At 70.5% G+C, this 22676-nt stretch carries 23 protein-coding genes; 16 read left to right on the forward strand and 7 right to left on the reverse strand.

Going from position 1 to position 22676, the window contains the following annotated elements:
* Positions 1 to 43: 43 nt before the first annotated feature.
* Together ACNF49_RS09970 and hppD are read right to left on the reverse strand one after the other, a co-directional pair.
* Complete coding sequence (locus ACNF49_RS09970) at positions 44 to 1450, reverse strand: M1 family metallopeptidase (RefSeq protein WP_482943503.1); 1407 nt, start codon at positions 1448 to 1450, stop codon at positions 44 to 46.
* A 185-nt stretch (positions 1451 to 1635) separates the two neighbouring features.
* Positions 1636 to 2718: a 4-hydroxyphenylpyruvate dioxygenase gene (gene hppD / locus ACNF49_RS09975; protein WP_482943504.1), complete on the reverse strand. Its 1083-nt coding sequence runs from the start codon at positions 2716 to 2718 to the stop codon at positions 1636 to 1638.
* Positions 2719 to 2848: 130 nt separating this feature from the next.
* On the opposite strand from hppD, the gene ACNF49_RS09980 reads away from it, so the two are divergent.
* Positions 2849 to 3328, forward strand: coding sequence for an Lrp/AsnC family transcriptional regulator (locus tag ACNF49_RS09980; protein WP_357974663.1), 480 nt, complete (start codon positions 2849 to 2851; stop codon positions 3326 to 3328).
* A 216-nt stretch (positions 3329 to 3544) separates the two neighbouring features.
* On the forward strand, positions 3545 to 5605 hold the full coding sequence (locus tag ACNF49_RS09985; protein WP_357974660.1) for a transglycosylase domain-containing protein: 2061 nt from the start codon (positions 3545 to 3547) through the stop codon (positions 5603 to 5605).
* Here ACNF49_RS09985 and ACNF49_RS09990 read toward each other — a convergent pair.
* Positions 5591 to 7555, reverse strand: a complete 1965-nt coding sequence (locus ACNF49_RS09990; protein ID WP_482943505.1) for a thioredoxin domain-containing protein — start codon at positions 7553 to 7555, stop codon at positions 5591 to 5593. The two genes, ACNF49_RS09985 and ACNF49_RS09990, sit on opposite strands and share 15 nt — an antisense overlap.
* A gap of 95 nt (positions 7556 to 7650) precedes the next feature.
* On the opposite strand from ACNF49_RS09990, the gene ACNF49_RS09995 reads away from it, so the two are divergent.
* Positions 7651 to 8802, forward strand: coding sequence for a hypothetical protein (locus ACNF49_RS09995; protein ID WP_482943506.1), 1152 nt, complete (start codon positions 7651 to 7653; stop codon positions 8800 to 8802).
* Here the strand turns inward: ACNF49_RS09995 and ACNF49_RS10000 are convergent.
* The 3 genes from ACNF49_RS10000 to mca are packed head-to-tail and all read right to left on the reverse strand — an operon-like array spanning position 8788 to position 10162.
* Positions 8788 to 9081, reverse strand: coding sequence for a GNAT family N-acetyltransferase (locus ACNF49_RS10000; RefSeq protein WP_357974651.1), 294 nt, complete (start codon positions 9079 to 9081; stop codon positions 8788 to 8790). The genes ACNF49_RS09995 and ACNF49_RS10000 overlap by 15 nt on opposite strands.
* On the reverse strand, positions 9082 to 9243 hold the full coding sequence (locus ACNF49_RS10005; RefSeq protein ID WP_352323255.1) for a hypothetical protein: 162 nt from the start codon (positions 9241 to 9243) through the stop codon (positions 9082 to 9084). It abuts the gene before it with no gap.
* A gap of 34 nt (positions 9244 to 9277) precedes the next feature.
* On the reverse strand, positions 9278 to 10162 hold the full coding sequence (gene mca, locus ACNF49_RS10010; protein ID WP_357974648.1) for a mycothiol conjugate amidase Mca: 885 nt from the start codon (positions 10160 to 10162) through the stop codon (positions 9278 to 9280).
* Between the two features lie 147 nt (positions 10163 to 10309).
* Between mca and ACNF49_RS10015 the strand changes: the two genes are divergently transcribed.
* The 13 genes from ACNF49_RS10015 (at position 10310) to phoH2 (ending at position 22142) form a co-directional block, all read left to right on the forward strand.
* Complete coding sequence (locus ACNF49_RS10015) at positions 10310 to 10732, forward strand: DUF4307 domain-containing protein (RefSeq protein ID WP_357974645.1); 423 nt, start codon at positions 10310 to 10312, stop codon at positions 10730 to 10732.
* Positions 10733 to 10840: 108 nt separating this feature from the next.
* Positions 10841 to 11341, forward strand: coding sequence for a transcription elongation factor GreA (gene greA / locus ACNF49_RS10020; protein ID WP_352323258.1), 501 nt, complete (start codon positions 10841 to 10843; stop codon positions 11339 to 11341).
* Between the two features lie 140 nt (positions 11342 to 11481).
* Complete coding sequence (locus ACNF49_RS10025) at positions 11482 to 12594, forward strand: C40 family peptidase (protein WP_357974911.1); 1113 nt, start codon at positions 11482 to 11484, stop codon at positions 12592 to 12594.
* A 68-nt stretch (positions 12595 to 12662) separates the two neighbouring features.
* Positions 12663 to 13184 (forward strand): ATP-binding transcription factor AbmR, encoded by a 522-nt coding sequence (abmR, locus tag ACNF49_RS10030; protein ID WP_482943507.1) that lies wholly within the window; start codon positions 12663 to 12665, stop codon positions 13182 to 13184.
* Positions 13185 to 13433: 249 nt separating this feature from the next.
* A complete protein-coding gene (locus tag ACNF49_RS10035; protein ID WP_482943508.1) occupies positions 13434 to 15227 on the forward strand; it encodes a phosphoenolpyruvate carboxykinase (GTP) in 1794 nt (597 codons plus the stop codon).
* 132 nt (positions 15228 to 15359) lie between these two features.
* Positions 15360 to 16265 (forward strand): TIGR04222 domain-containing membrane protein, encoded by a 906-nt coding sequence (locus ACNF49_RS10040; RefSeq protein WP_482943509.1) that lies wholly within the window; start codon positions 15360 to 15362, stop codon positions 16263 to 16265.
* 1 nt (position 16266) lies between these two features.
* Positions 16267 to 17097: an MbnB/TglH/ChrH family RiPP precursor modification enzyme gene (locus tag ACNF49_RS10045; protein ID WP_482943510.1), complete on the forward strand. Its 831-nt coding sequence runs from the start codon at positions 16267 to 16269 to the stop codon at positions 17095 to 17097.
* Entirely contained in the window at positions 17090 to 17452 is a 363-nt protein-coding gene (locus ACNF49_RS10050) for an SCO6045 C-terminal-like domain-containing protein (RefSeq protein ID WP_357974630.1), read from the forward strand. The genes ACNF49_RS10045 and ACNF49_RS10050 overlap by 8 nt, the downstream gene beginning before the upstream one ends.
* A 38-nt stretch (positions 17453 to 17490) precedes the next feature.
* Entirely contained in the window at positions 17491 to 18369 is an 879-nt protein-coding gene (locus ACNF49_RS10055) for a DUF7064 domain-containing protein (protein WP_357974627.1), read from the forward strand.
* A 27-nt stretch (positions 18370 to 18396) separates the two neighbouring features.
* A complete protein-coding gene (locus ACNF49_RS10060) occupies positions 18397 to 19224 on the forward strand; it encodes an amidohydrolase family protein (RefSeq protein WP_357974624.1) in 828 nt (275 codons plus the stop codon).
* A 25-nt stretch (positions 19225 to 19249) separates the two neighbouring features.
* Positions 19250 to 19798 (forward strand): hypothetical protein, encoded by a 549-nt coding sequence (locus tag ACNF49_RS10065; protein WP_352323267.1) that lies wholly within the window; start codon positions 19250 to 19252, stop codon positions 19796 to 19798.
* 55 nt (positions 19799 to 19853) lie between these two features.
* Positions 19854 to 20615, forward strand: coding sequence for an isoprenyl transferase (locus ACNF49_RS10070; RefSeq protein WP_357974621.1), 762 nt, complete (start codon positions 19854 to 19856; stop codon positions 20613 to 20615).
* 207 nt (positions 20616 to 20822) lie between these two features.
* Positions 20823 to 22142: an RNA 5'-3' helicase PhoH2 gene (gene phoH2, locus ACNF49_RS10075; protein ID WP_482943511.1), complete on the forward strand. Its 1320-nt coding sequence runs from the start codon at positions 20823 to 20825 to the stop codon at positions 22140 to 22142.
* 12 nt (positions 22143 to 22154) lie between these two features.
* On the opposite strand, the gene ACNF49_RS10080 is transcribed toward phoH2, so the two are convergent.
* Positions 22155 to 22676, reverse strand: coding sequence for a hypothetical protein (locus ACNF49_RS10080; RefSeq protein ID WP_482943512.1), 522 nt, complete (start codon positions 22674 to 22676; stop codon positions 22155 to 22157).

Raw genomic sequence — 22676 nt, forward strand, 5'->3', positions numbered from 1 at the left:
CACCTGTACTTGGTCCGGCCGACGGGAAGCGTTTCGGCGCAGGTCAGGCGAGGGTGGGGCGGCGCGGCTGGAAGAGCCACGCGTCGAAGAGCGGGTCGAGGTCCTTGCCGGACAGCCGCTCGGACAGGTCGACGAACTGCCGCGTGGTGACGTTGCCGTAGCGGTGTTCGGCGGTCCAGGTCTTGAGCAGCTTGAAGAACGTCGGGTCGCCGACCGCCTTGCGCAGGGCGTGCAGCGCCATGCCGCCGCGCGTGTAGACCGACTCGTTGAACAGGTCACCGGGTTTGGCCCGGCCCGGCGGGTAGGACCACATCGGGTCTTTGCCGCCGCGGTTGTAGAAGTCCTTGAAGATGGTGTCGGCGGTCTTCTTGCCCCGGTGCTCCGACCACAGCCACTCCGCGTACGTCGCGAAGCCCTCGTTGAGCCACAGGTCCTTCCACCGCTTGATGGTCAGGCTGTCGCCGAACCACTGGTGGGCCAGCTCGTGGGCGATGATGCCCTCGTCGGGGTCGAAGCCGCCGTAGAGGGGCTTGGTCTGGTTCTCCAGGGCGTAGCCGGCCGAGTAGTCGTCGACCACGGCGCCGGTCGAGGAGAACGGGTAGGGGCCGAAGACCGTGCTCCAGTAGTCGGTGATCTCGCCCGAGACGTTGTAGACGCGGTCGAGGCCGGTCTTGAACTTCGGATCGACGGCCGCGTACGTCAGGATGCCGCCCGGCGAACGGCCCTGACGCACCTCGAACTTGCCGATCGTCGCTGTGGCGAGGTAGGTGGCCATCGGGTGCCGCTCGCTCCACCGGTAGGTGGTGCGGCCGCCCGCGGTGGACGGGGACGCGCTCTGCTCGCCGTTGGCCACGACGGTCAGGCCGGCGGGCACGGTGACCGTGAAGTCGAAGGTGGCCTTGTCGGCCGGGTGGTCGTTGCTGGGGAACCAGGTCTTGGAGCCGTTGGGCTCGGAGGCCACGAACGCGCCGTCGGCGGTGGGGATGAACCCGTAGGTGCCCAGGTTGGCGGTGTCCTTGGCGGGCGTGGGGCTGCCGGAGTAGGAGATCTCGGCGGTGAACGGCGAGCCGGCGGTGAGCCGCGCGGCCGGGGTCACGGTCAGCTCGCCGTCCTTGCGGGAGAAGCCCGCGGGCGAGCCGTCGACGCTGACCTTGGCGACGTCGAGGCCGGTGAGGTCGAGGTTGAAGCTCGACAGGTCTTGAGTGGCCTTGGCGCGGATCTTCGTCAGGCCGGTGAGCCGCTTGGTCGCCGGGGTGTAGTCGACGGTCAGCGAGTAGTGGGCGACGTCGTAGCCGCCGTTGCCGTCCTGAGGGAAGTCGGCGTCGCCGATGCCCGGCGCGCCCGCGTGGCGGCCGGCGGCCGAGCGGGGCGGCGGCTCGTCGGTGGGCGCGCAGGCGAGCACGCTGATCAGCGCCACCAGCACGGCCGCGCCGCGTCTTCTGATCCGCATAGGTGAACCAGCCCCCTTCAACCCGTGACCGGAATCTTACGCTGGGTCACGCGCTCCCGACGACTCGTCACCGTGGAGGGGAAGAGCCGGAGGCGCCGGCGGCTCCCCGCCGCCGGCGCCCCATCAGCCCTGAAAGTGGTGGTGGGGCCATGAAATCCAGATCACCCCCACTAAGTCGGGACAAACTAAAGGTTGCCCCTTCGTTCCTGCTCGCGCTCGATCGCCTCGAACAGGGCCTTGAAGTTGCCCTTGCCGAACCCGAGCGACCCGTGCCGCTCGATCAGCTCGAAGAAGACCGTGGGACGGTCCTGGACCGGCTGCGTGAAGATCTGCAGCAGGTAGCCGTCCTCGTCGCGGTCGACCAGGATCTTGCGCTTCTTCAGCTCCTCGATCGGCGCCCTGACCTGCCCGATGCGCTCGCGCAGCTCGGGGTCGTCGTAGTAGGAGTCGGGCGTGTCGAGGAACTGCACGCCCGCCGCGCGCATGTGGTCGACGGTGGTGAGGATGTCGTTGGTGGCCAGGGCGATGTGCTGCACGCCCGGCCCGCCGTAGAACTCCAGGTACTCGTCGATCTGCGACTTCTTGCGGCTGATCGCCGGCTCGTTCAGCGGGAACTTGACCTTCCGCGTGCCGTCGGCCACGACCTTGGACATCAGCGCCGAGTACTCGGTCGCGATGTCGTCGCCGACGAACTCGGCCATGTTCGTGAAGCCCATCACCTTGCGGTAGAACTCCACCCACTCGTCCATCTTGCCGAGCTCGACGTTGCCGACGCAGTGGTCGACCGCCTGGAACAGGCGTCCCGTCTTCGTCGCGGGCGGCGCGACGAGCGGCTCGGCCGGCACGTAACCGGGCAGGTACGCGCCCCCGTAGTTGGACCTGTCCACGAGCGTGTGCCGCGTCTCGCCGTAGGTGGCGATGGCCGCGATCACCACCTTGCCGTGCTCGTCCTCCAGCGTGTACGGCTCCACCAGGCCCGTGGCCCCGTGGGCGACCGCGTAGGCGTACCCGGCCTCCACGTCGGGCACCTGGATGGCCAGGTCGATCACGCCGTCGCCGTGCTCGGCGACGTGCCTGGCCACGTCCGTGCCGGGCCGGATCGAGGCCCTGAACTCGAAGGTGGCGCTGCCCGAGGTCAGGACGTAGGCGACCTCGTCGCGGCTGCCGTTCTCCGGCCCGCGGTAGGCCACCAGTCGCATGCCGAAAGCGGTCGAGTAGTAGTGGGCGGCCTGCCGGGCGTTGCCCACGGCGAACACCACGGTGTCCATGCCGTTAACCGGAAAGACATCAGTCATACCCCTAACTCTCGATTTAGCTGGACGAGTTGTGCAACAGTTACTTGAACGAGTGCACAATCTGTCCACCTATCTCAGGTCAGAGTCGGAGAACTTGTACAGCATGACGATCGACGAACTGGACGCCCGGCTGATCTCGCTGCTGACCGCCGAGCCCCGGCTGGGTGTGCTGGAGTGCTCACGCCGCCTCGGCGTCGCCCGCGGCACCGTCCAGGCCAGGCTCGACCGGCTGGTGGCCAAGGGTGTGATCACCGGGTTCGGGCCCGACGTGTCGCCCGTGGCGCTCGGCTACGACGTGACGGCGTTCGTCACCATGGAGATCAGGCAGGTCTCCGGGCACGACCCGGTCGCCCACCGGCTGGCCCACATCCCCGAGGTGCTGGAGGTGCACACCATCACCGGCGGCGCGGACCTGCTGTGCCGGGTGGTCGCGCGGACGAATGCCGATCTGCAAAGGGTCATCGACCAAATCGTGGATGTTCAGGGGGTGCTCAGGACTTCTTCGATCATCGCACTCGACACACCGGTTCCTTACCGAGTGCTGCCTTTGGTCGCCGATGTTCCGCGCCGCGGGGGGCGCTAGACGTACCATCGCTTAGGGACGAGGCACCGTTATCGATCGTTTACCCTTGACATTCGCCCAGCTGGCGGGGGTTGGGCGAGGGTGTCTCGGAGGGGGTCTCGGATGCGGGGCGGTGGTGGAAAAGGCATGCGGAAACGGCGCGTACTCCGAATAGTGTTGATCTCTTTCGGCGCCGGAATCGCCGTGCTCGCCGGTCTTTTCGCCATTGCGTGGGCGATGACTCCCATTCCCGACAGCACGCAGAAATCGGCCACCGCCGAAGGCTCGGTGATCTATTACCGCGACGCCAAGACGGTGCTCGCCCGGCAGGGCGTCGACCGCAGGAACGTCGAGCTGGCCAAGGTGCCCAAACACGTGCGCGACGCGGTCATCGCCGCCGAGAACCGCTCGTTCTACAACGACGGCGGCGTCTCGCTCAAGGGCACCGCGCGGGCCGTCTGGTCCACCGTCACCGGGCAGCAGCTCCAGGGCGGCTCCACGATCACCCAGCAGCTCGTGCGCAACTACTACAGCGGCCTCAGCCAGGAGCGCTCGGTCACCCGCAAGTTCAAAGAGATCCTCATCGCGATGAAGGTCGACCAGTCCAAGTCGAAGGACTGGGTGCTGGAGCAGTACCTCAACACGATCTACTTCGGCCGCGGCGCCAACGGCGTCCAGTCGGCCGCCCGCGCCTACTTCGGCAAGGACGTCGACAAGCTCACCGTCGCCGAGGGCGCCTACCTGGCGGCGGTCATCCAGCAGCCCAGCCGGTTCGCCGACCCCGAGGGCGCCGACCTCGCCGCGGCCCGCTCCCGGTGGCAGGCCGTGATCAACGCCATGAGCCAGACGGGCGCGCTGTCGCGTCAGCAGGCCGCCGCCGAGCGTTTCCCGGCGCTCAAGGCGCCCAAGAAGCCGTTCGAGCTCAAGGGCCAGGGCCAGTACATGCTCGACCAGGTCACCGCCGAGCTCAACCGGCGCGGCTACTCCGACGAGACCATCAACAGCGGCGGCCTGAAGATCGTCACGACGTTCGACAAGAAGCTCATGACGGCGGCCGAGCAGGCGGTCAAGGACGTGCTCCCGGCCTCGACGCCGAAGAAGGTGCGCACCGGGCTGGCCGCCGTCGATCCGGCCACCGGCGAGGTCGTCGCCTTCTACGGCGGCCGCCACGACCAGGTCGGCGACTACGACAACGCGTTCTCGGCCAAGCGGATGGCGGGCTCGACGTTCAAGCCGTACACGCTGGCCGCCGCGCTCGACAACGGCTTCGACCTGTCCACCAGGGTCGACGGCAACTCGCCGCTGCGCGTGGCCTCGGCCGACAAGCCCATCCCCAACGACAGCGGCCGCTCCTACGGCCAGATCAACCTGGTCAGCGCCACCCAGAACTCCGTCAACACGGCCTTCGTCGACCTCGGCCAGAAGGTCGGCCTGGACAAGGTCGCGGCCGTCGCCGAGGCCGCGGGCATCCCCAAGGAGCAGTTGCAGGGGCAGCAGGCGTACGCGACCTTCCCGCTCGGCGTGTCCTCGGTCAGCGCCGTCCAGAACGCCTCGGGCTTCTCCACCTTCGCCAACAAGGGCGTGCACATGGAGGCCCACGTGGTGCGGTCGGTGACCGACGGCAAGGGAGAGAAGAAGACGGTCAAGCCCGTCGCCACGAAGGTGGTGGAGGAGCAGGCCGCCGCCGACACCGTCTACGCGATGCAGCAGGTCGTCAAGTACGGCACCGGCACCGCCGCCCGCCTCTACGACCGTCCGGTCGCCGGCAAGACCGGCACCACCGACGACTCCAAGAACGTCTGGTTCAACGGGTTCGTCCCGCAGCTCGCCGTCGCCGTGAACATGTTCCGCAGCGACGACGAGACCGTCACCATCCCCGGCTACGGCACGCAGTTCGGCGGCCAGCTCCCGGCGCAGGTCTGGCGGGCGTTCATGACCGAGGCCATGGCCGGCGAGCCCGTCGAGGAGTTCCCCGAGCCCTCCCAGTACGGCTACGAGTCCTCCTACTCGCCGCCCGACCGCGGCCGCGACGTCCGCGACCAGCAGTCGCCGCCGCCCGCCGACCAGAACGAGTGGGACAACCCCGACTCAGGCCCCACCGAGCAGCAGCCCTTCGGCGACCCGGCGGTCACCGAGGCGCCCACCGACGACGGCTCGGGCGACAACGGCAGGACCGGCCGGCAGGACGAACGCCCCCAGGACGCCCCCACGGCGCCCTCAGACCAGCCTCTGGGGCCCCCGGACGAGGGCCGTGACACCCAGCGCGACAACCTGGGCCGGCCGTCAGGCACCGGCTAGCTGGGCCCGCAGCTCCTCCACGGTGGTGACCGGCAGCCGGCAGGTGAACCCCCTGCACACGTAGGCGGCCGGCGCGCCCCCGATCGGCCCGCGCCCCTCCAGCAGCGCCGGGAACGGCTCCCCGTCGGCCTCGCCGTCGCCGGGCGCGACCACCAGGCCCGGCACGTCGGCCAGCAGCGCCTCCCGGTGCAGGGCGGCCGTACGCGGGTCGGCGGGGCTGCCGACGACCGCCACCTCCACGGGCCCGTCGAGCGCCGCGCGGACCACGGCCAGCCCCCAGCCGGCGAACCTGGCGTGCCGGTCGGCCAGCACCGACACCGTGGCGAGCGCGGCCGCGGCGGCCTCCCGGTGCCTGGCCGAGCCGGTCAGCGCGGCGTAGGAGAGCAGGGCCCCCGCGGCCGCGTACTGGCCGGAGGGCGTGGCGTTGTCGGTGGGGTCCTGTGGGCGCTGGAACAGCCGTTCGGCGTCGTCAGCGGTGTCGTAGAAGCCGCCGGAGCCGTCGGAGAAACGGTCGAGGACCGTGTCGAGCAGTGTCCCGGCCAGCCGGAGCCATTTCGTCGCGCCGGTCACGCCGTAGAGGGAGATCAGGCCCTCGGCCACGTTCGCGTAGTCCTCCAGCACGCCCGCGTTGGCGCCCGCGCGCCCGTCGCGGGAGGTGCGCAGCAGCCGCCCGCCGGTCGTGTGCACGTCCGCGAGCAGCTCGGCCGCCGCCGTGGCGGCCTCGACCAGGTCGGGGCGCTCGAACACCACGCCGGCCTCCGCCAGCGCCGCGACGGCCAGGCCGTTCCAGGAGGCCACGACCTTGTCGTCGCGGCCCGGCCGCACCCGCAGCTCCCTGGCCGCCAGCAGCCTGCCGCGCACGCCGGCGTACCGCACCTGGTCCTCGGGGTCGCGCGGGAGCTGGAGCACCGACGTGCCGTGCTCGAACGTGCCGGTGACATCGAACAGCCCGGTGGCCCAGCGGCCGTCGTCGTCCCCCAGGACCTCGCGCAGCTCCTCGGGCGTCCAGACGTAGAACTTGCCCTCCACGCCCTCGCTGTCGGCGTCGAGGGCCGAGGCGAAGCCGCCCTCGGGCGTACGCAGCTCGCGCAGCATCCAGCCGGCCGTCTCCAGCGCCACCCGGCGGGCCAGGTCGCCGCCGCCCGCCTTCCACCAGTGGGTGTACACCCGCAGCAGCAGGGCGTTGTCGTAGAGCATCTTCTCGAAGTGCGGGACCACCCACTCGGCGTCGACGCTGTACCGCGCGAAACCGCCGCCGAGCTGGTCGTAGATGCCGCCGCGGGCCATGGACCCGAGCGTCCGGCCGCTCATCTCGCGCTCGCCGGAGCGCAGCAGGAACTCCAGGACCATCGACGGCGGGAACTTCGGCGCGCCGCCGAACCCGCCGTTGACCGGGTCGAACGACTCCCGCAGGTTGGCGACGGCCCGCTCCAGCGTCTCCGCCTGCGGAGCGGCGCCGCGCGGGAACGCGGTGTTCTCGTTGAGCGCCTCGACCACCTTGGCCCCCTGCGTCAGCACCGACTCCCGGTCGCCGGTCCACACCCGGTGGATCTCGGCCAGCAGGCGCCGGAAGTGGGGCCGCGGGAAGTACGTGCCGCAGTAGAACGGATGGCCGTCGGGCGTGGCGAACACCGTCATCGGCCAGCCGCCCTGCTGGGTCATGGCCTGGGTGGCGGTCATGTAGACGGCGTCGACGTCGGGCCGCTCCTCGCGGTCGACCTTGACGTTGACGAAGTGCTCGTTCATGAGGGCGGCCGTGTCGGCGTCCTCGAAGCTCTCGTGGGCCATCACGTGGCACCAGTGGCACGCCGAGTAGCCCACGCTGATCAGCAGCGGCACGTCCCGGCGCCGGGCCTCGGCGAACGCCTCCTCGCCCCACGGGTGCCAATCGACGGGATTGCCCGCGTGCTGCAGCAGGTATGGGCTCGTGGCGTCGTTCAACCGGTTCATCAGGACCTCCCCCGCTCACCCTAAACCGCGTCCCCGGGGCCGGGCCGCCACCCCCGCGGCTGACTCGGGCGGGGCGGACGGCGTAGGTTACGGGCGTGGACATCGACTACGTCTGCGCCCACGCCGGACGCCCGCCGGTCGCCGTCACGCGCAGGGACGTCGCCCGCGCGCTGCTGGCCGTGCCCTCGGGCGTGGCGCTGGTGGCGCTGCCCGATCTGCGGCGGGCCATGGTGTCGGCGGGCAACCCGCTCTCGCAGCCGTTCTGGGACTCCGCCAAGGCCACGCTCAGCTCCATCGAGGCGGGCGTGGCCACCGTCGGCGACGTGCAGCGCTGGGTCGAGTCCACCGGCACCGAGCCGATCCTCATGACGCCCAGCTACTTCGTCTGGCCCGAGGAGGACGAGCGCGGTCCGGTCGCGGCCGAGATGTTCGGGCGCATGGTCTCCTTCCTGGAGGAGCGCGTCGGCGCCGGCGAGATCGATCCGGACGCGCTGGCCCGGGGTGACCACGCCGCCCGCCGGGCGTACGAGGAGCTCCAGGAGCACTGGCTGGCCACGCCGCTGCCCGACGGCCGGGTGCCCGGCTTCGCGGTCAGCGACGAGCAGGACGAGGAGCTGTTCGCCGCCCTCGACGAGGAGGAGGCGTTCGCGCTGTCGGAGCTGCGCCGCATCGTCGGCGAGCTGCCCAAGGCGCCCGAGCTGCCGCTGGTCGAGCTGGAGCTGGCCGCCGCGCGCCTGCGCGTGCTGCTGGACCTGCCCGGCTACCCCGCGAACGTGCTGCGCGCCTGCGCCGGGTTCGACGACCGGCCGATGCCGGGCGACGACCGGGAGTTGTGGCTGGCGGTGGCGGCGGGCGTGGCCGGGCCGATCTCCGACCTGTCGGAGGATGACGACGTGCCGGAGGAGTTCGCCGACCTGGAGGGGGAGCTCGGCCACGAGGACACCGCACTGGCCAATCTGTGCGCGATCCAGCACGCCGACTGGCTGGCCGCGGTGGCGGCGCTGGCCCGCATGGGGCCCGGGGTGCTGGCCTCGCCGGAACGCCTGGCCAGGCTCATCGCCGAGTCGGGCGACATCGAGTCGGGCGAGCAGGACGACGACGACCTCGACGCCACCGAGGGCCTGTTCACCTCGGTGGTCAGCCTGTGGACCTACCTGGGCATCGTGGACGCCGACGAGGTGCTGACCCCGCTCGGCTGGTGGGGCCTGCCCAAGGCCCTGGAACGCGCCTGGTCACCCCGCGACTGACGGGTCGCTGTACTCCTTGAACTCGGGGTGACGCTCGATGTAGCGGGCCACGTAGGGGCACAGCGGCACGATGCGCAGCCCGGTGTCGATGCTCGTGCGCAGCGCGTAGTCGACGAGCCTGCTCGCCAGGCCCTGGCCCTCGTAGGCGGGCAGCACCTCGGTGTGCGTGAAGACGACTTTGGTGGGCAGCAGTCGATAGTCGGCGAACCCGGCGACCTTGCCGTCGACGAGGACCTCGAAGCGGCACTCCGTCGAGTTGTCGACAACTTCGATCGGCATCTATTCGGCTTTCTTGTCCGTGTCGCCCTCGTGCGGAACCTGGATCTTCGACATCTGCTTGTTCATCGACTTGATCAGGATGTAGAGGGCCAGCCCGATGAGGGCGACGACGGTGAAGCCGAGCAGACCCGGACTGACATCACCAGCTGCGAGAACTGTCACACCTTCAGTCTGCCACCCGTATGCCGTGGTCCGGTCAGTGGCAGGCGGGTGAGACGTCCTCGGCGTGGATGCCGGCGAACAGGTCGTCCTCGGGCAGCTCGGTGTCGACGAGCGAGCGCGCCAGGTGGTAGTCCTCGGTCGGCCAGATCTCCTGCTGCAGCTCGCGCGGGCAGACGAACCAGAAGCCGTCGGGGTCGACCTGGGTGGCGTGCGCGAGCAGCGCCTCGTCGCGGATCTGGAAGTACTCGCCGCACGGCACCCGCGTCGTCACCGGCCACTTGGCGGGCCGGTCCTCCCAGCGGGAGATCCAGTCGGAGTACGGGGAGCCGAGCCCGCGTTCGGTCATGGCCTCGTGCAGCGCCTCGAAGCGCTCCTTGGTGAAGCCCATCTGGTAGTAGAGCTTCATCGGCTGCCACGGGTCGCCGGTGCCGGGGTAGCGGTCGGGGTCGCCGGCCGCCTCGAACGCCTCGACGGAGACCTTGTTGGTCATGATGTGGTCGGGGTGCGGGTAGCCGCCGTCGTCGTCGTACGTGATGATCACGTGCGGGCGGAACTCGCGCACGGCGGCCACCAGCGGGGCGGTGGCGTCCTCAAGCTTCTGCACGGCGAAGCAGCCCTCGGGCAGCTCCTCCTCCTCGCTCTCCGGCAGGCCGGAGTCGACAAAGCCCATGAAACGCTGCTGGACCCCGAGGATCTCGCGGGCCCGCTCCATCTCCGCCCTGCGCACCTCGCCGATGTTGGCCACGATCTCGGGCCGGTCCATCTTCGGGTTGAGCACGGAACCCCGCTCACCGCCCGTGAGGGTACAGACCAGCACTTCCACGCCTTCGCGCACGTAACGCGCCATCGTGGCGGCGCCCTTGCTCGACTCGTCGTCGGGGTGGGCGTGGACTGCCATCAACCTCAGGGGTGCACTCACGGGCGCGTTCTCCTCACAGGGTCTCCTCGGTGGAGGACCGGTCACTCGTCCAGAGAGGTTAGTTTCTGCTGGGCGGTCGCGAGGGCACGCCCCCCGCGGGCGACAATTGTCTCGGATAACGCTCAGGGAGTGCAGGGAGATTCCGCCATGGTCACCGAAGATGTCGGGAACGGACCCGTTCTCGGCACACCCGACGACTTCCCCGACCGTCCGAAGAGAGGCGGCCGGCTGGTCGTGCATGTCGTGATCGGCGTGCTGGTGGCCATCGTCGCCGGTGGCTGGGGATGGGTGATGTGGTCGATGACGGCCGGCGGCGGCTCGGAGGCCCCGGCGCAAGTCGTCTCGTTCAGCATCGACGCGCCCGGGCGCGCGGAGATCACCTTCGAGGTGTACAAGCCCGACGATAGAGTGGCCGTCTGCCGGATCAGGGCACTGGACGTCTACCACGCGGAAGTCGGTAGCAAGGAAGTAAGAATCCCGGCTGGTGAGGGTAGTAAGCAGCTCAAGGAGAGCCTCGACACCAGTGGTCAGGCCACTTCCGTCCACATCCAGTACTGCAATCTCGTATAGTGAGACATTTGGGGAAGCGTCCGGTCGGTTGAGTTGTTAGCCTTTCGCAATTCGACCGTCCACATCCTCAAGTGATCTCAGGGCCCCCTAGGCAAGCAAGGAGAACCCGTGGCCGACTCTCGCGATGAGAACGTCACATGGCTGACGCAGGAGGCGTACGACCGCCTGAAGGCGGAGTACGAATATCTCTCTGGCCCCGGGCGCGTCGACATCGCCAAGAAGATCGAGGCCGCCCGTGAGGAGGGCGACCTGAAGGAGAACGGCGGCTACCACGCCGCCAAGGACGAGCAGGGCAAGATGGAGGCCCGGATCTTCCACCTCCGCCAGATCCTCGACAACGCCAAGGTCGGAGAGGCCCCCAAGACCGAAGGCGTGGTCGGCCCCGGCATGACCGTGACGATCCGGTTCGTCGGCGACGACGACGAGGTCACCTTCCTGCTCGCCTCCCGCGAGGAGAGCGGAGCGCCGATCGACGTCTACTCGCCCAAGTCGCCGCTCGGCTCGGCGATCAACGGCAAGAAGATCGGTGAGAAGGCGACGTACTCGATGCCCAACGGCCGCCAGAACACCGTCGAGATCCTCGAGGCTGTGCCGTACATCGGCAACTGACCCCCGCAGATCCTGACCGCCGGGCCCACGTCGGCCCGGCGGCGTTTTCGCGTTCGCCTGGAATTGCGCAGGACCTCAGCTTCCTGGTGAAGACGCGGAAACGGCGAGACTTATCCAGGCTCATCCCCTTCATCGTGGTGATGCTGGTGGCCGTGCTCACCACCGACGTGCTGGTGCTGGTCCAGACGGGGGAGGAGCAGGCGCCGGTCGAGGTGGTGCGGGCGCGACCGGTGCCGAAGCAGACGCTCATGGCCGAGTCCCGTGCCGAGCAGCAGCCGGTGGCGCCGCTGAGCAAGCTGCGCAAACCCCACCTCTTCGTGCTCACCCGCAAGCCGTTCACGGACGACCTGCTGCGCAAGGTGGCCAGGCTGCGCGGCGTACGGGCCCTTGAGCTGGCCGACGCGGCCTCGATCTCGCTCGACGGCAAGCGGGTGCAGACGCTCGCGGTGAACCCGTCCACGTTCCGGGCCTACACCCCCAAGGTGACGGCGTCGTCGGACGCCCTGTGGCAGAACGTGGCCTCCGGCGACGTGGCGGTCTCGTTCGTGCTGGGCAACGACGGCGGGCTCGCGCTGCACAGCCGCGTGAGCGGGCCGGCCGGGCCGCTGCGCATCGGCGCGTACGCCACCACCGGGTTCGGCGCGGTCGACGCGGTCGTGTCCAAGGAGACCGGGCGCCGGCTGCGCCTCCCGCGCGACAACGCGCTCATCGTCAGCGCCCCGGGCACGAACTCCGACGCGCTGCGCAGGGCCATCCTGGCCGCGATGCCCAAGGGCACGCAGGTGGCCACCGTCAACCCCGTCCAGCCGCGGCCCAGGGCCGACACTCCGAAGAACTGGCCGTCCGGGTCGTTCATGACCGTGGAACAGCTCACGGCGGCGCTGAAGGCCGCGGTGTCCAAGCTGGGCCGGCCGTACGTGTGGGGGGCCGAGGGGCCCGACACGTTCGACTGCTCGGGGCTGGTGCAGTGGGCGTACGGGCAGGCGGGCGTACGGATGCCGCGGGTGACCCACCAGCAGTGGGTGGCCGGGCCGCAGGTGCCGCTGGCACAGGCGCAACCGGGCGACCTGATCTTCTGGCGCAACGACCCGACGAACCCGGGTTACATCTCGCACGTGGCGATCTACTGGGGCAACGGGAAGGTGCTGCAGGCGCCGCGTACCGGTGACGTCGTCAAGATCTCCCCGTTGAGCACCCGGAACCTGGCCGGCGTCGTCCGGGTCAGCCCTGTCGCGGCCGCCCGCGTCCGCTGAACGAACCTTCGGCACGAACCGTGGGTTCGGCTCGTGCATTTCGCGCGCAACTGTGTAATCGTGATTACATGTCAACAGAAGAGATGAGCGCGCAGGTCCGCGGCTGGTTCACCGGCCGGCTCCCCGAGGGGTGGTTCACCGGGGCCCCTGAGATCGTCCGTGACCGCGAGGAGATCGCGGTGCTCGGCACGCTGCCCGATCCGCCCGACGACACCCCCGAGGCCGAGCGTCTCGCCCTCATCGAGGGGCTGGCCCGCCGGTTCAGGGAGGAGACCCGCGAGCGGCGGATCGAGATCGCCCGCGAGGCGGAGCGCCGCTTCCGCCAGAAGGTCTCCTGGGGCGTGCGGTGCGGGGGCGAGACTGTGATGTTCACCACACTGTCCGTGCCCGTGATGACGCGTCTGCGTCAGTCGGAGCGTCAGGTGCTCGACACACTGGTCGCCGCCGGGGTGGCCAGGAGCCGCAGCGACGCGCTCGCCTGGTGCGTGCGCCTGGTCGGCAAGAACACCGACACCTGGCTGGCCGAGCTGCGCGACGCCCTCCAGCACGTCGACAGAGTGCGCAACGCGGGCCCCGACGTCAATTCCTGAGAACACCGGCGGAAACGGCTCCGGAAATTGGACTAAACCACTTCGGTAATTGGTTTAGACCACGCGAATTGGCCTGGACGGGCCCCGCGAAATTCCTCTTTTAAATCTCGGAGACCTGGGTAGGCTCCCCGGATCGTCAGGGCCGCTGCCTGCGACGACGGTCGCGCCAATAGGTCTATGCCAATTGGCCTTCATGCGCCTTCGTCGTTAATGATGTCTGGGCCCTGAGAGAGTGGAGGAGTCACAGTCGTGTCCGTTTCCGTGGAAGTGCCCGCGCCGACGAGCAATCGCGAATTGGTCGCGTGGGTGAACGAGATCGCAGCCCTGACCCAGCCCGACCGGATCGAGTGGTGCGACGGCTCGGAGGAGGAGTGGACGCGCCTGACCAACCTCCTCGTCGAGCAGGGCACGCTCACCCGGCTCGCCGCGCGCCCGAACAGCTTCTACGCCAAGTCCGATCCCAGCGACGTGGCGCGGGTCGAGGACCGTACCTACATCTGCTCGGAGCGCGAGGAGGATGCAGGCCCGACCAACAACTGGATCGCTCCAGCGCAGATGCGCAAGACCTTCTCCGAGCTCTTCGCGGGCTGCATGCGCGGCCGCACCATGTACGTCGTCCCGTTCTGCATGGGCCCGCTCGGCGGCGAGATCTCGCAGCTCGGCGTCGAGATCACCGACTCCGCGTACGTGGCCGTGTCGATGCGGATCATGACGCGCATGGGCGACCGGGCTCTGCGCCTGATCGAGCAGCGCGGCGGCTTCGTCAAGGCCGTCCACTCCGTCGGCGCCCCGCTGCGGCCGGGCCAGCACGACGTGGCCTGGCCGTGCAGCTCCACCAAGTACATCAGCCACTTCCCCGAGACCCGCGAGATCTGGTCCTACGGCTCGGGCTACGGCGGCAACGCGCTGCTGGGGAAGAAGTGCTACGCGCTGCGCATCGCCAGCGTCATGGCCCGCGACGAGGGCTGGCTGGCCGAGCACATGCTCATCCTCAAGCTCACGCCGCCCGACGGCGAGACCCGTTACGTCGCCGCCGCCTTCCCGAGCGCGTGCGGCAAGACGAACCTGGCCATGCTCCAGCCCACGATCCCGGGCTGGAAGGTCGAGACGATCGGCGACGACATCGCCTGGATGCGCTTCGGCGACGACGGCCGCCTGTACGCCATCAACCCGGAGGCCGGCTTCTTCGGCGTCGCGCCCGGCACCGGCCAGGTGACCAACGCCAACGCGATCAAGACCCTCTGGGGCAACAGCATCTTCACCAACGTCGCCCTGACCGACGACGGTGACGTGTGGTGGGAGGGGCTCACCGAGGAGCCCCCGGCGCACCTGACCGACTGGAAGGGCCGCTCCTGGACGCCCGACAGCGACGAGCCCGCCGCCCACCCGAACGCCCGCTTCACCACACCCGCCTCCCAGTGCCCGACCGTCGCACCGGAGTGGCAGGACCCCAAGGGCGTGCCCATCTCGGCGATTCTCTTCGGCGGCCGCCGCGCCACCGCCGTGCCTCTGGTCACGGAGTCGCTGAGCTGGGAGCACGGCGTCTTCCTCGGAGCCAACGTCGCCTCCGAGAAGACCGCCGCGGCCGAGGGCAAGGTGGGCGAGCTGCGCTACGACCCGTTCGCCATGCTGCCGTTCTGCGGCTACAACATGGGCGACTACTTCGGCCACTGGCTGGACATCGGCCGGGTCAAGGGCGCGAAGCTGCCGCGCATCTACTACGTCAACTGGTTCAGGAAGAACGACGAGGGCAAGTTCATCTGGCCCGGCTTCGGCGAGAACAGCCGCGTGCTCAAGTGGATCGTCGAGCGCCTCAACGGCGAGGCCAAGGCGAACCCCACGGCGATCGGCCTGCTGCCCGCCGAGCTCGACACCGACGGCCTCGACCTGCCCGAGGAGGACCTGCGCACGTTGCTGTCGGTCGACCGCGACGTGTGGCGCGAGGAGGCGGCCCTGATCCCGGCCCACTTCGAGAAGTTCGGCGACCACCTGCCGAAGGAACTGTGGGACGAGTACGACGCCCTGCTCGACCGGCTCGGCTGAGCGGGCGCGCGCGGTGCGGCGGTGCTGGCCGCCGCACCGCGCGGGGGCGTCCTGATCGCCCCCGGAACCTTTATGCCTGCCTTATACGTCTTCCCGGTACGCGGCCCGACGGGCCGCACGAGGGGAGGGCGTATGGATCTGTTCCTTCTCATCCTCGCGGTGGCGCTGGCCGGGGCGGCCGGGGTCACCGTTCTCGCGGTCCGGCGTGAGCACGCCGCCATCCGGGGGGCCGCCGTCGAGCTCCGGCCGCACGATCTCGGCCCCTACGAGCTGGCCTTCCTGGCGGGCGGCCCCAGGCGCGTCGCCGACACCGCCGTCGGGCTGCTGGCGGCCTCGGGGGCCGTACGCGTGTCCCGCGACGGACGGGTGCACCACGTGGCCGGCGCGCGAAGCACCGGCGAGCCGGTCGAGGACGCCATCCTGGACGAGGTCGAGCGCAACCCCGGCGCGTGGGCGAGCACCATCAGGGAGCGCGTGGGCCAGGGCGAGACCATGGACGGGCTCAGGCACCGGCTGGGCAGGATCGGCGCCGTCCACCCCACCGGCTCCTTCACCCAGGTGGACCGGCTGATCGTCCGGTTACGGGTGCTGGCGGTGCTGGCGCTCGCCGGGGCGGCCGTGGAGGCGCTGTCGGTCGCCGTCGAGGGCACGTCACCGCTTCCCCTGGCCGCGCTCGGCGTCCTGGCCGGGACGGTCGTGGGCGCGCCGACCGCCATCGCCGGACACCGGCGCACGTTCCCCACCGATCTCACCGCTTCCGGGCAGGCCGCGCTCGACCGGGCCAAGCTGGACCACCCGCCGGGCACGTCCGCGGGCCCGGTGGCCGTCGCGCTGTACGGCCTCGGCGAGCTGAACGACGCCAACCTGGTCCTCGCGCTCGACGGCTCCCCGGCCCGTACGGTCGCCACCAGGCGGCGGCGTGCCGGCGACCAGTCGCACAGCGCGGGCGCGGGCGGTTGCGGCACGGCGGGGTGCGGCGGCGGGAGCGGCTGCGGAGGCGGCGGCTGCGGGGGCGGCTGCGGCGGCGGAGGGAGCTGACATGCCGGACCTGGGGGTGGGCATCGGATGGCGGCCCGAGCTCGACCTGACGATCGAGCGGATGGCGGGCGTCGGGTTCGTCGAGGTGGTGGCCGAGAACATCGACCCCGGCGACCTGCCCGAGTCGCTGCGCGTGCTGCGGGCCAGGGGCGTGCCGGTGATCCCGCACGGCGTCTCGCTGGGCGTCGGCGGCGCAGAGCCGCCGGACCCGGCCCGGCTCGCCCACCTCGCGGCCTGCGCGCGGGCCCTGGACTCGCCGCTGGTCAGCGAGCACCTGGCGTTCGTCCGCGGGGGCGGCGTGGAGGCGGGGCACCTGCTTCCGGTGCCGCGGACGCGGGAGTCGCTGGAGATCGTCGTGGAGAACGTGCGGCTGGCCCAGGAGGCGCTGCCCGTGCCGCTGGCCCTGGAGAACGTGGCGGCGATCTTCGGCTGGCCGGACGACGAGCTGACCGAGGCCCGCTTCCTGGCCGAGGTGGTGGAACGTACCGGGGTGGGGCTGCTGGTGGACGTCGCCAACCTGTACGCCGCCCAGGTCAACCTGGGGCTGTCGGCCGTGGACGCGCTGGACGCGCTGCCGCTGGAGCACCTGGCGTACGTGCACGTGGCCGGTGGGCACGAGCACCACGGCATCTGGCACGACACGCACACCGCCGCCGTGCCGCCGGCCGTCCTCGGCCTGCTGACCGAGCTGTGCGCCCGGACCAGGCCGCCCGGGGTGCTGCTGGAGTGGGACGACGACTACCCGGGCGACGCCGCGCTCGCCGGCGAACTGGCCCGCATCCGGGCCGCCATGTCCTCAGTGGAGCAGGCCGTGGGCGGGCGCGGTGAGTGAGGAGGCCCGGGCGCGGCTGGCGGAGGCGCAGGGGCGGGTCGTCGCGTGCCTGGTGACCGGGGCGGATCCGCCGGCGGGCTTCGACACCGGACGGCTGCGCGTGCAGGCGTCCGCCCTGGTCGCCAAGCGGCGCGGCGTGGTGGCCAGGCTCCGCCCGGACGCCGCCCGTGCCGCCGGGCCCGCCCTGGCCGCGGAGTTCGCCGCCTACGCGGCGGCCCGTGCCGTCCCGCCGCCCGGCTACCGGGCCGACGCCGACGACTTCGCCGCCTGGCTGCGCGCCCGCGGCCTCATGCCGGCCGGGAAGCCGCGCGGATGGGCTCGCCTGTTCTTCGTGTTCCGCCGGGATCCCCGCTAGGCTTGTTTCGTAGCAAGCGCTTGGGAGGCGGTCCGGGCATGCGCATCGTCAACATGGGCGACTGGCCCCTCGGCGAGCAGGACGAGCAGCTCCACCGGCCGGGCGACGACCCGCTGTGGAACGAGTCCTACTACCTCGACTTCGTATCCGACGACGGTGAGCTGGGCGGATACGTCCGCATCGGGCTCTACCCCAACTGGAAGCGCACCTGGTTCTGGGCCCGGCTCGTCCGGCGCGGCGGCGACCTGGTGGAGATCACCGACCACGAGGCCCCGCCGACCGGCCTGACGATGTCCGCCGACGCCTACGAGGCCGACCTGGCCGCGCCCGACCCGCTGCGCACCGCGCGGCTGCGCCTGGCCGCCCCCGGCCTGTCGCTCGACCTCGAATGGCACACCCGCGGCGGCGTGTACGGCTACCAGCTCACCCCCCGCTACGAGGTCCCCTGCGAGGTGACCGGGACGGTCGACGGCCGCCCCTTCCATGGCCACGGCGAGCGCGACCACAGCTGGGGCGTCAGGGACTGGTGGTCGCTCTCCTGGACGTGGAGCAGCGGCCGGCTCTCCGACGGCACCCACCTGCACGGCACCCAGGTCAACCTGGGCATGCCGCTGCCGTGGCCGGCGTTCACGGTGCCGCCCGGCGGCGGGATCGAGCACGCGGACGGCTTCACGGCCGGCACCCGGTTCGACGGCGACCGCCCGGCGGAGACGCTGCTGAGCTTCCCGGGCCGTGCGGTGACCGTGCGGCCGGTCGCGTTCGCCCCCGTGACGCTGGTCTCGCCCGAGGGGGCGGTGGCCGAGTTCCCGAGGGCGCTGTGCGAGCTGGCGTCCGACGACGGCGGCACCGGCTTCGGCTGGACCGAGTGGCACCAGCCGCCGGGCTGGCGTCAGCACGGCTGGCACCCCTTGCTCTGAAAGATCGAGACATCCTAGGTTTGGGGGGTGATTGTCGATGCGCACCAGCACTTCTGGGACCTCGAAACCGGCGACTACCCCTGGCTCACCCCCGAGGCGGGCGTGCTCTACCGGACCTACGCGCCGCACGACCTGGCCCCCGAGCTGGCGCGGGCCGGTGTGGACCGGACGGTGCTGGTGCAGGCCGCCGACTCCTACGCCGAGACCGACGCCCTGCTGGCCCTGGCCGACGCCCACGACTTCGTCGGCGCGGTGGTCGGATGGATCCCGCTGCTGCGCCCGGACGAGGCCGCCGAGGCGATCGCCCGGTACGCCGCCCATCCGAAGTTCCGCGGCGTCCGGCACCTGATCCACGACGAGCCCGATCCCGACTGGCTGGTCCGCGACGAGGTGCTGGAGTCGCTGGGCCTGCTCGCGGCGGCCGGGCTGACGTTCGACGTGGTCTCGCTGCTGCCCAGGCATCTCGACCACGTGGTCACGCTGGCCGGACGGCACCCGTCCCTGAAGATCGTCATCGACCACCTCTCCAAGCCGCGCATCAGGGACCACGAGTGGGAGCCGTGGGCCGGCGGGCTGGCTCGCGCGTCCCGCTTCCCCAACGTGTACGCCAAGGTCTCCGGCCTGGTCACCGAGGCCGACCACCGGAACTGGACGGTGGAGGACCTGCGGCCGTACGTGGAGCACGCCGTCGAGCTGTTCGGCCCGGACCGGCTGATGGCCGGCAGCGACTGGCCGGTGGCCCTGCAGGCGGCCGACTACCGGACGGTCTGGGAGGTCACCGGCGCGCTGCTCGGCGGAACCGACCGGGACCTGGTCCTCGGGGACACAGCCAGGGGTTTCTACGGGTTTAGCTGACTTGGGGCCGGAAACGGGGAAGGGCGTGGGGGGACTACGCTGTGTCGATGGATCGTACCTGACCGTCACGCCTGTAGCGTGCACGGACACCGTCGGCACGCCGTACGAGATCACCCTTGAGCTTCATCGCGACGGCACGCCGTACGGCAGCGTGGGGGAGCGGTGCGGCTGGCTGCTCGCGCGCCTGGCGCGCGGGGTCGACGAGGCGCGGCAGGGAAGGGGGGCGGCCAGACGGTGGAACGACCCCGACGACCGCTTCCCCGACGAGGAGCCGGAGAGCGAGCTGTTCTCCTTCCGCTACCGCACCCGCTCGGGGCTGGTGGGCGGCGGCGAGCTGCGCTGCCAGCTGCGCACCATCCCCATCTGGCAGCCCGCGCCGGGTCAGTGGCGGCTGACCCGCAGGGCCTACGTCGAGGCGTGGGGAGCCACCGGCGTGGGCATGAGGGCCGTCCTGACCTCCGCGGAGTTGTCCGAGTTCGTCCGCGAACTGGTCCATGAGGCCGAGGGGTGCCTCGGCGGAAGAGATCTCGCCAGGAATCCCATTGGGGGAGCAGGCACGGGCGAAACGCGGTGATAATTGCCTGTTGGGTCATTCGACCAAAGGCACAGCACCGCTGGGGAGGCACTCCGTGGGCCTGCGCGACCTGGTCTACCGGCTGTACGAACACCGGCTGGAGACCAAGCTGTCCAAGGACAGCGTTCCCCGGCATGTCGGGGTCATCATCGACGGCAACCGCCGCTGGGCGCGTGCCATGGGCATGCGCGACGTGGCCACCGGCCACCGCAAGGGCGCGGACAAGATATCGGAGCTGCTCGGCTGGTGCCGGGAGACGGGCGTCGAGGTCGTCACCGTCTGGATGTTGTCCAACGACAACCTCAACCGGCCGCGCGAGGAGCTTGAGCCGCTGCTGCGCATCATCGAGGACGTGGTCCAGGAGCTCGTGGACGAGGGCTGGCGGATCAGCCCGGTGGGCGCACTCGACCTCCTCCCCGACCGGACGGCCAATGTCCTGAAAAACGCAAAAGAAGCGTCATCACACCGTCCGGGCCTGATTGTGAACGTTGCAGTTGGGTATGGAGGAAGACGTGAGATTGCCGATGCGGTGCGCTCACTCCTCCAGGAGCATGCGAGTAAGGGCGCCAGCATCGAGGACCTCGTGGAGGTCCTCGATGTCGAACACATCGCGGAGCATCTCTACACTCGCGGCCAACCCGACCCGGACCTCCTCATCCGTACGTCGGGCGAGCAGCGTCTGTCCGGATTCATGTTGTGGCAGAGCGCTCACTCCGAGTTCTACTTCCACGAGGCTTACTGGCCGGACTTCCGCAGGGTCGATTTCCTGCGGGCGCTGCGCGATTACGCTGCGAGACACCGGCGTTACGGTTCTTGATGCGACATTCGGGTATCCAGGACGTAACGTTGGAAGTGTCCGGCCACAGGCCGGGCATCCCGGAGAGGGCCCGCCTTTGCACCGAAATCTGCTGAGGGGGGCCGGAGTCCGGCTCCGCCGGCAGGTTGCGGTCGGGGACGCGGGTCCGGTCCGGTTCCCACCTCGTCTGCAGGGTGCCCGCACCTATGGGCGCCCGGGGGAGAACGTGTGGCAGTGTCCTCGAGCAACCCTACTCACCAGCCGGCCAAGCGCACGTACGTGCTCGACACCTCGGTCCTGCTGGCCGACCCGGCGGCATTGACGCGCTTCGCCGAGCATGACGTCGTCCTTCCCATCGTGGTCATCACGGAGCTGGAAGGTAAGCGGCACCATCCCGAGCTCGGCTACTTCGCGAGGAAAGCCCTGCGCTACCTCGACGACCTGCGGGTTCAGCACGGCAGGCTCGACGAGCCGATGCCGACAGGGGATGGAACGATCAGGGTTGAGCTCAACCACAGCGATCCGTCCATCCTGCCCGTCGGGTTCCGCCCGGGCGACAACGACACGCGCATCCTGACCGTCGCGCGCTCGCTCGCGGCCGAGGGCTGCGACGTCGTGCTGGTCTCCAAAGACCTGCCCATGCGGGTCAAGGCGGCCTCGATCGGCCTGGCGGCCGAGGAGTACCGCGCCGAGCTGGTGGTCGAGTCCGGCTGGACCGGGATGGCCGAGCTGCAGGTGACGGCCGAGGACGTCGAGACGCTCTTCGACAAGGGCACGGCGGACCTGGAGGAGGGCAGGGAACTGCCCGCGCACACCGGCCTGCGGCTGCTGTCGGCCAAGGGATCGGCGCTCGCCAGGGTCGCGCCGGACAAGTCCGTCCGCCTGGTCCGCGGCGACCGCGAGGTCTTCGGCCTGCACGGCCGCTCGGCCGAGCAGCGCATCGCCCTGGACCTGCTGATGGACCCGGAGATCGGCATCGTCTCGCTGGGCGGCCGGGCCGGCACCGGCAAGTCGGCGCTGGCGCTCTGCGCGGGCCTGGAGGCGGTCCTGGAGCGCCGCCAGCACCGCAAGGTGGTCGTCTTCCGCCCCCTGTACGCCGTCGGCGGCCAGGAGCTCGGCTACCTGCCGGGCACCGAGGGCGAGAAGATGGGCCCGTGGGCGCAGGCGGTCTACGACACGCTCGGCGCGATCACCTCGCCCGAGGTGATCGAGGAGGTGCTCGACCGGGGCATGCTGGAGGTGCTCCCGCTGACGCACATCCGCGGGCGGTCGCTGCACGACGCGTTCGTGATCGTGGACGAGGCCCAGTCGCTGGAGCGCGGGGTGCTGCTCACGGTGCTGAGCCGGATCGGGGCCAACTCCCGGGTGGTGCTCACGCACGACGTCGCCCAGCGCGACAACCTGCGGGTCGGCCGGCACGACGGCGTGGTGGCGGTGGTGGAGAAGCTGAAGGGCCACCCGCTCTTCGCGCACGTCACGCTCACCAGGTCCGAGCGTTCGCCGATCGCCGCCCTGGTGACGGAGATGCTGGAGGACATCACGATGTGAGCCGCGGCGGGCTCACCTGAGCTCGCGGCAGGTGTACGGCCGCCCCTCCGCCTTGGCGGGGCGGCCGTCGTTCTCCCGGACGATCTTCACCTGCTCGAACGCGAAGTCCTGCTGCGCGGTGCAGACGATCTGGGCCTTGCCGAGCCGGCTCAGCGGCCGGTCGCCCTTGAAGTACACGGTCAGCGTGGAGGTGCGCGGGAGCTGCATCTCGTCGCGCTGCACGGGGTCGAGCGAGTCCTTCATGCCGACGTACTCCAGGCCGTGCAGCTCGGTGGTGCGGTCGCCGAGCGGCTGGTCGGAGGCGGCGAAGAGGGCGCCGAGCAGGCTGCCCACGGTGCCGCTCTCGACGTCGGCGGGTTCGAGCGTGAGCTGCTTGTTCCTGATCAGGTAGATGGTCTTCGAGGGCGGCGGGAGCTTGATGGTCGGCGCGGCGCCCTTGGTCTGGACGTCGGTCGGCGAGATGCCGCAGGCCGCCATGGCCAGCAGGGCCGCGGCGGCGACGAGGACCCGGCGCACGATCATCGGTGCGGTCAT

Source organism: Actinomadura sp. ATCC 39365 (assembly GCF_054392275.1).

Excerpts from the sequence above, each read along its gene's own strand:
- ACNF49_RS10040 (WP_482943509.1), top strand. The coding sequence starts at position 15,360 with ATGGATCTGTTCCTTCTCATCCTCGCGGTGGCGCTGGCCGGGGCGGCC.
- ACNF49_RS09980 (WP_357974663.1), top strand. The coding sequence starts at position 2,849 with ATGACGATCGACGAACTGGACGCCCGGCTGATCTCGCTGCTGACCGCC.
- ACNF49_RS10080 (WP_482943512.1), bottom strand. The coding sequence starts at position 22,676 with ATGACCGCACCGATGATCGTGCGCCGGGTCCTCGTCGCCGCCGCGGCC.
- hppD (WP_482943504.1), bottom strand. The coding sequence starts at position 2,718 with ATGGACACCGTGGTGTTCGCCGTGGGCAACGCCCGGCAGGCCGCCCAC.
- ACNF49_RS10055 (WP_357974627.1), top strand. The coding sequence starts at position 17,491 with ATGCGCATCGTCAACATGGGCGACTGGCCCCTCGGCGAGCAGGACGAG.
- ACNF49_RS09970 (WP_482943503.1), bottom strand. The coding sequence starts at position 1,450 with ATGCGGATCAGAAGACGCGGCGCGGCCGTGCTGGTGGCGCTGATCAGC.
- ACNF49_RS10000 (WP_357974651.1), bottom strand. The coding sequence starts at position 9,081 with ATGCCGATCGAAGTTGTCGACAACTCGACGGAGTGCCGCTTCGAGGTC.
- ACNF49_RS09985 (WP_357974660.1), top strand. The coding sequence starts at position 3,545 with ATGACTCCCATTCCCGACAGCACGCAGAAATCGGCCACCGCCGAAGGC.
- ACNF49_RS09990 (WP_482943505.1), bottom strand. The coding sequence starts at position 7,555 with ATGAACCGGTTGAACGACGCCACGAGCCCATACCTGCTGCAGCACGCG.
- abmR (WP_482943507.1), top strand. The coding sequence starts at position 12,663 with ATGTCAACAGAAGAGATGAGCGCGCAGGTCCGCGGCTGGTTCACCGGC.
- ACNF49_RS10015 (WP_357974645.1), top strand. The coding sequence starts at position 10,310 with ATGGTCACCGAAGATGTCGGGAACGGACCCGTTCTCGGCACACCCGAC.
- ACNF49_RS10025 (WP_357974911.1), top strand. The coding sequence starts at position 11,482 with ATGCTGGTGGCCGTGCTCACCACCGACGTGCTGGTGCTGGTCCAGACG.
- ACNF49_RS10045 (WP_482943510.1), top strand. The coding sequence starts at position 16,267 with ATGCCGGACCTGGGGGTGGGCATCGGATGGCGGCCCGAGCTCGACCTG.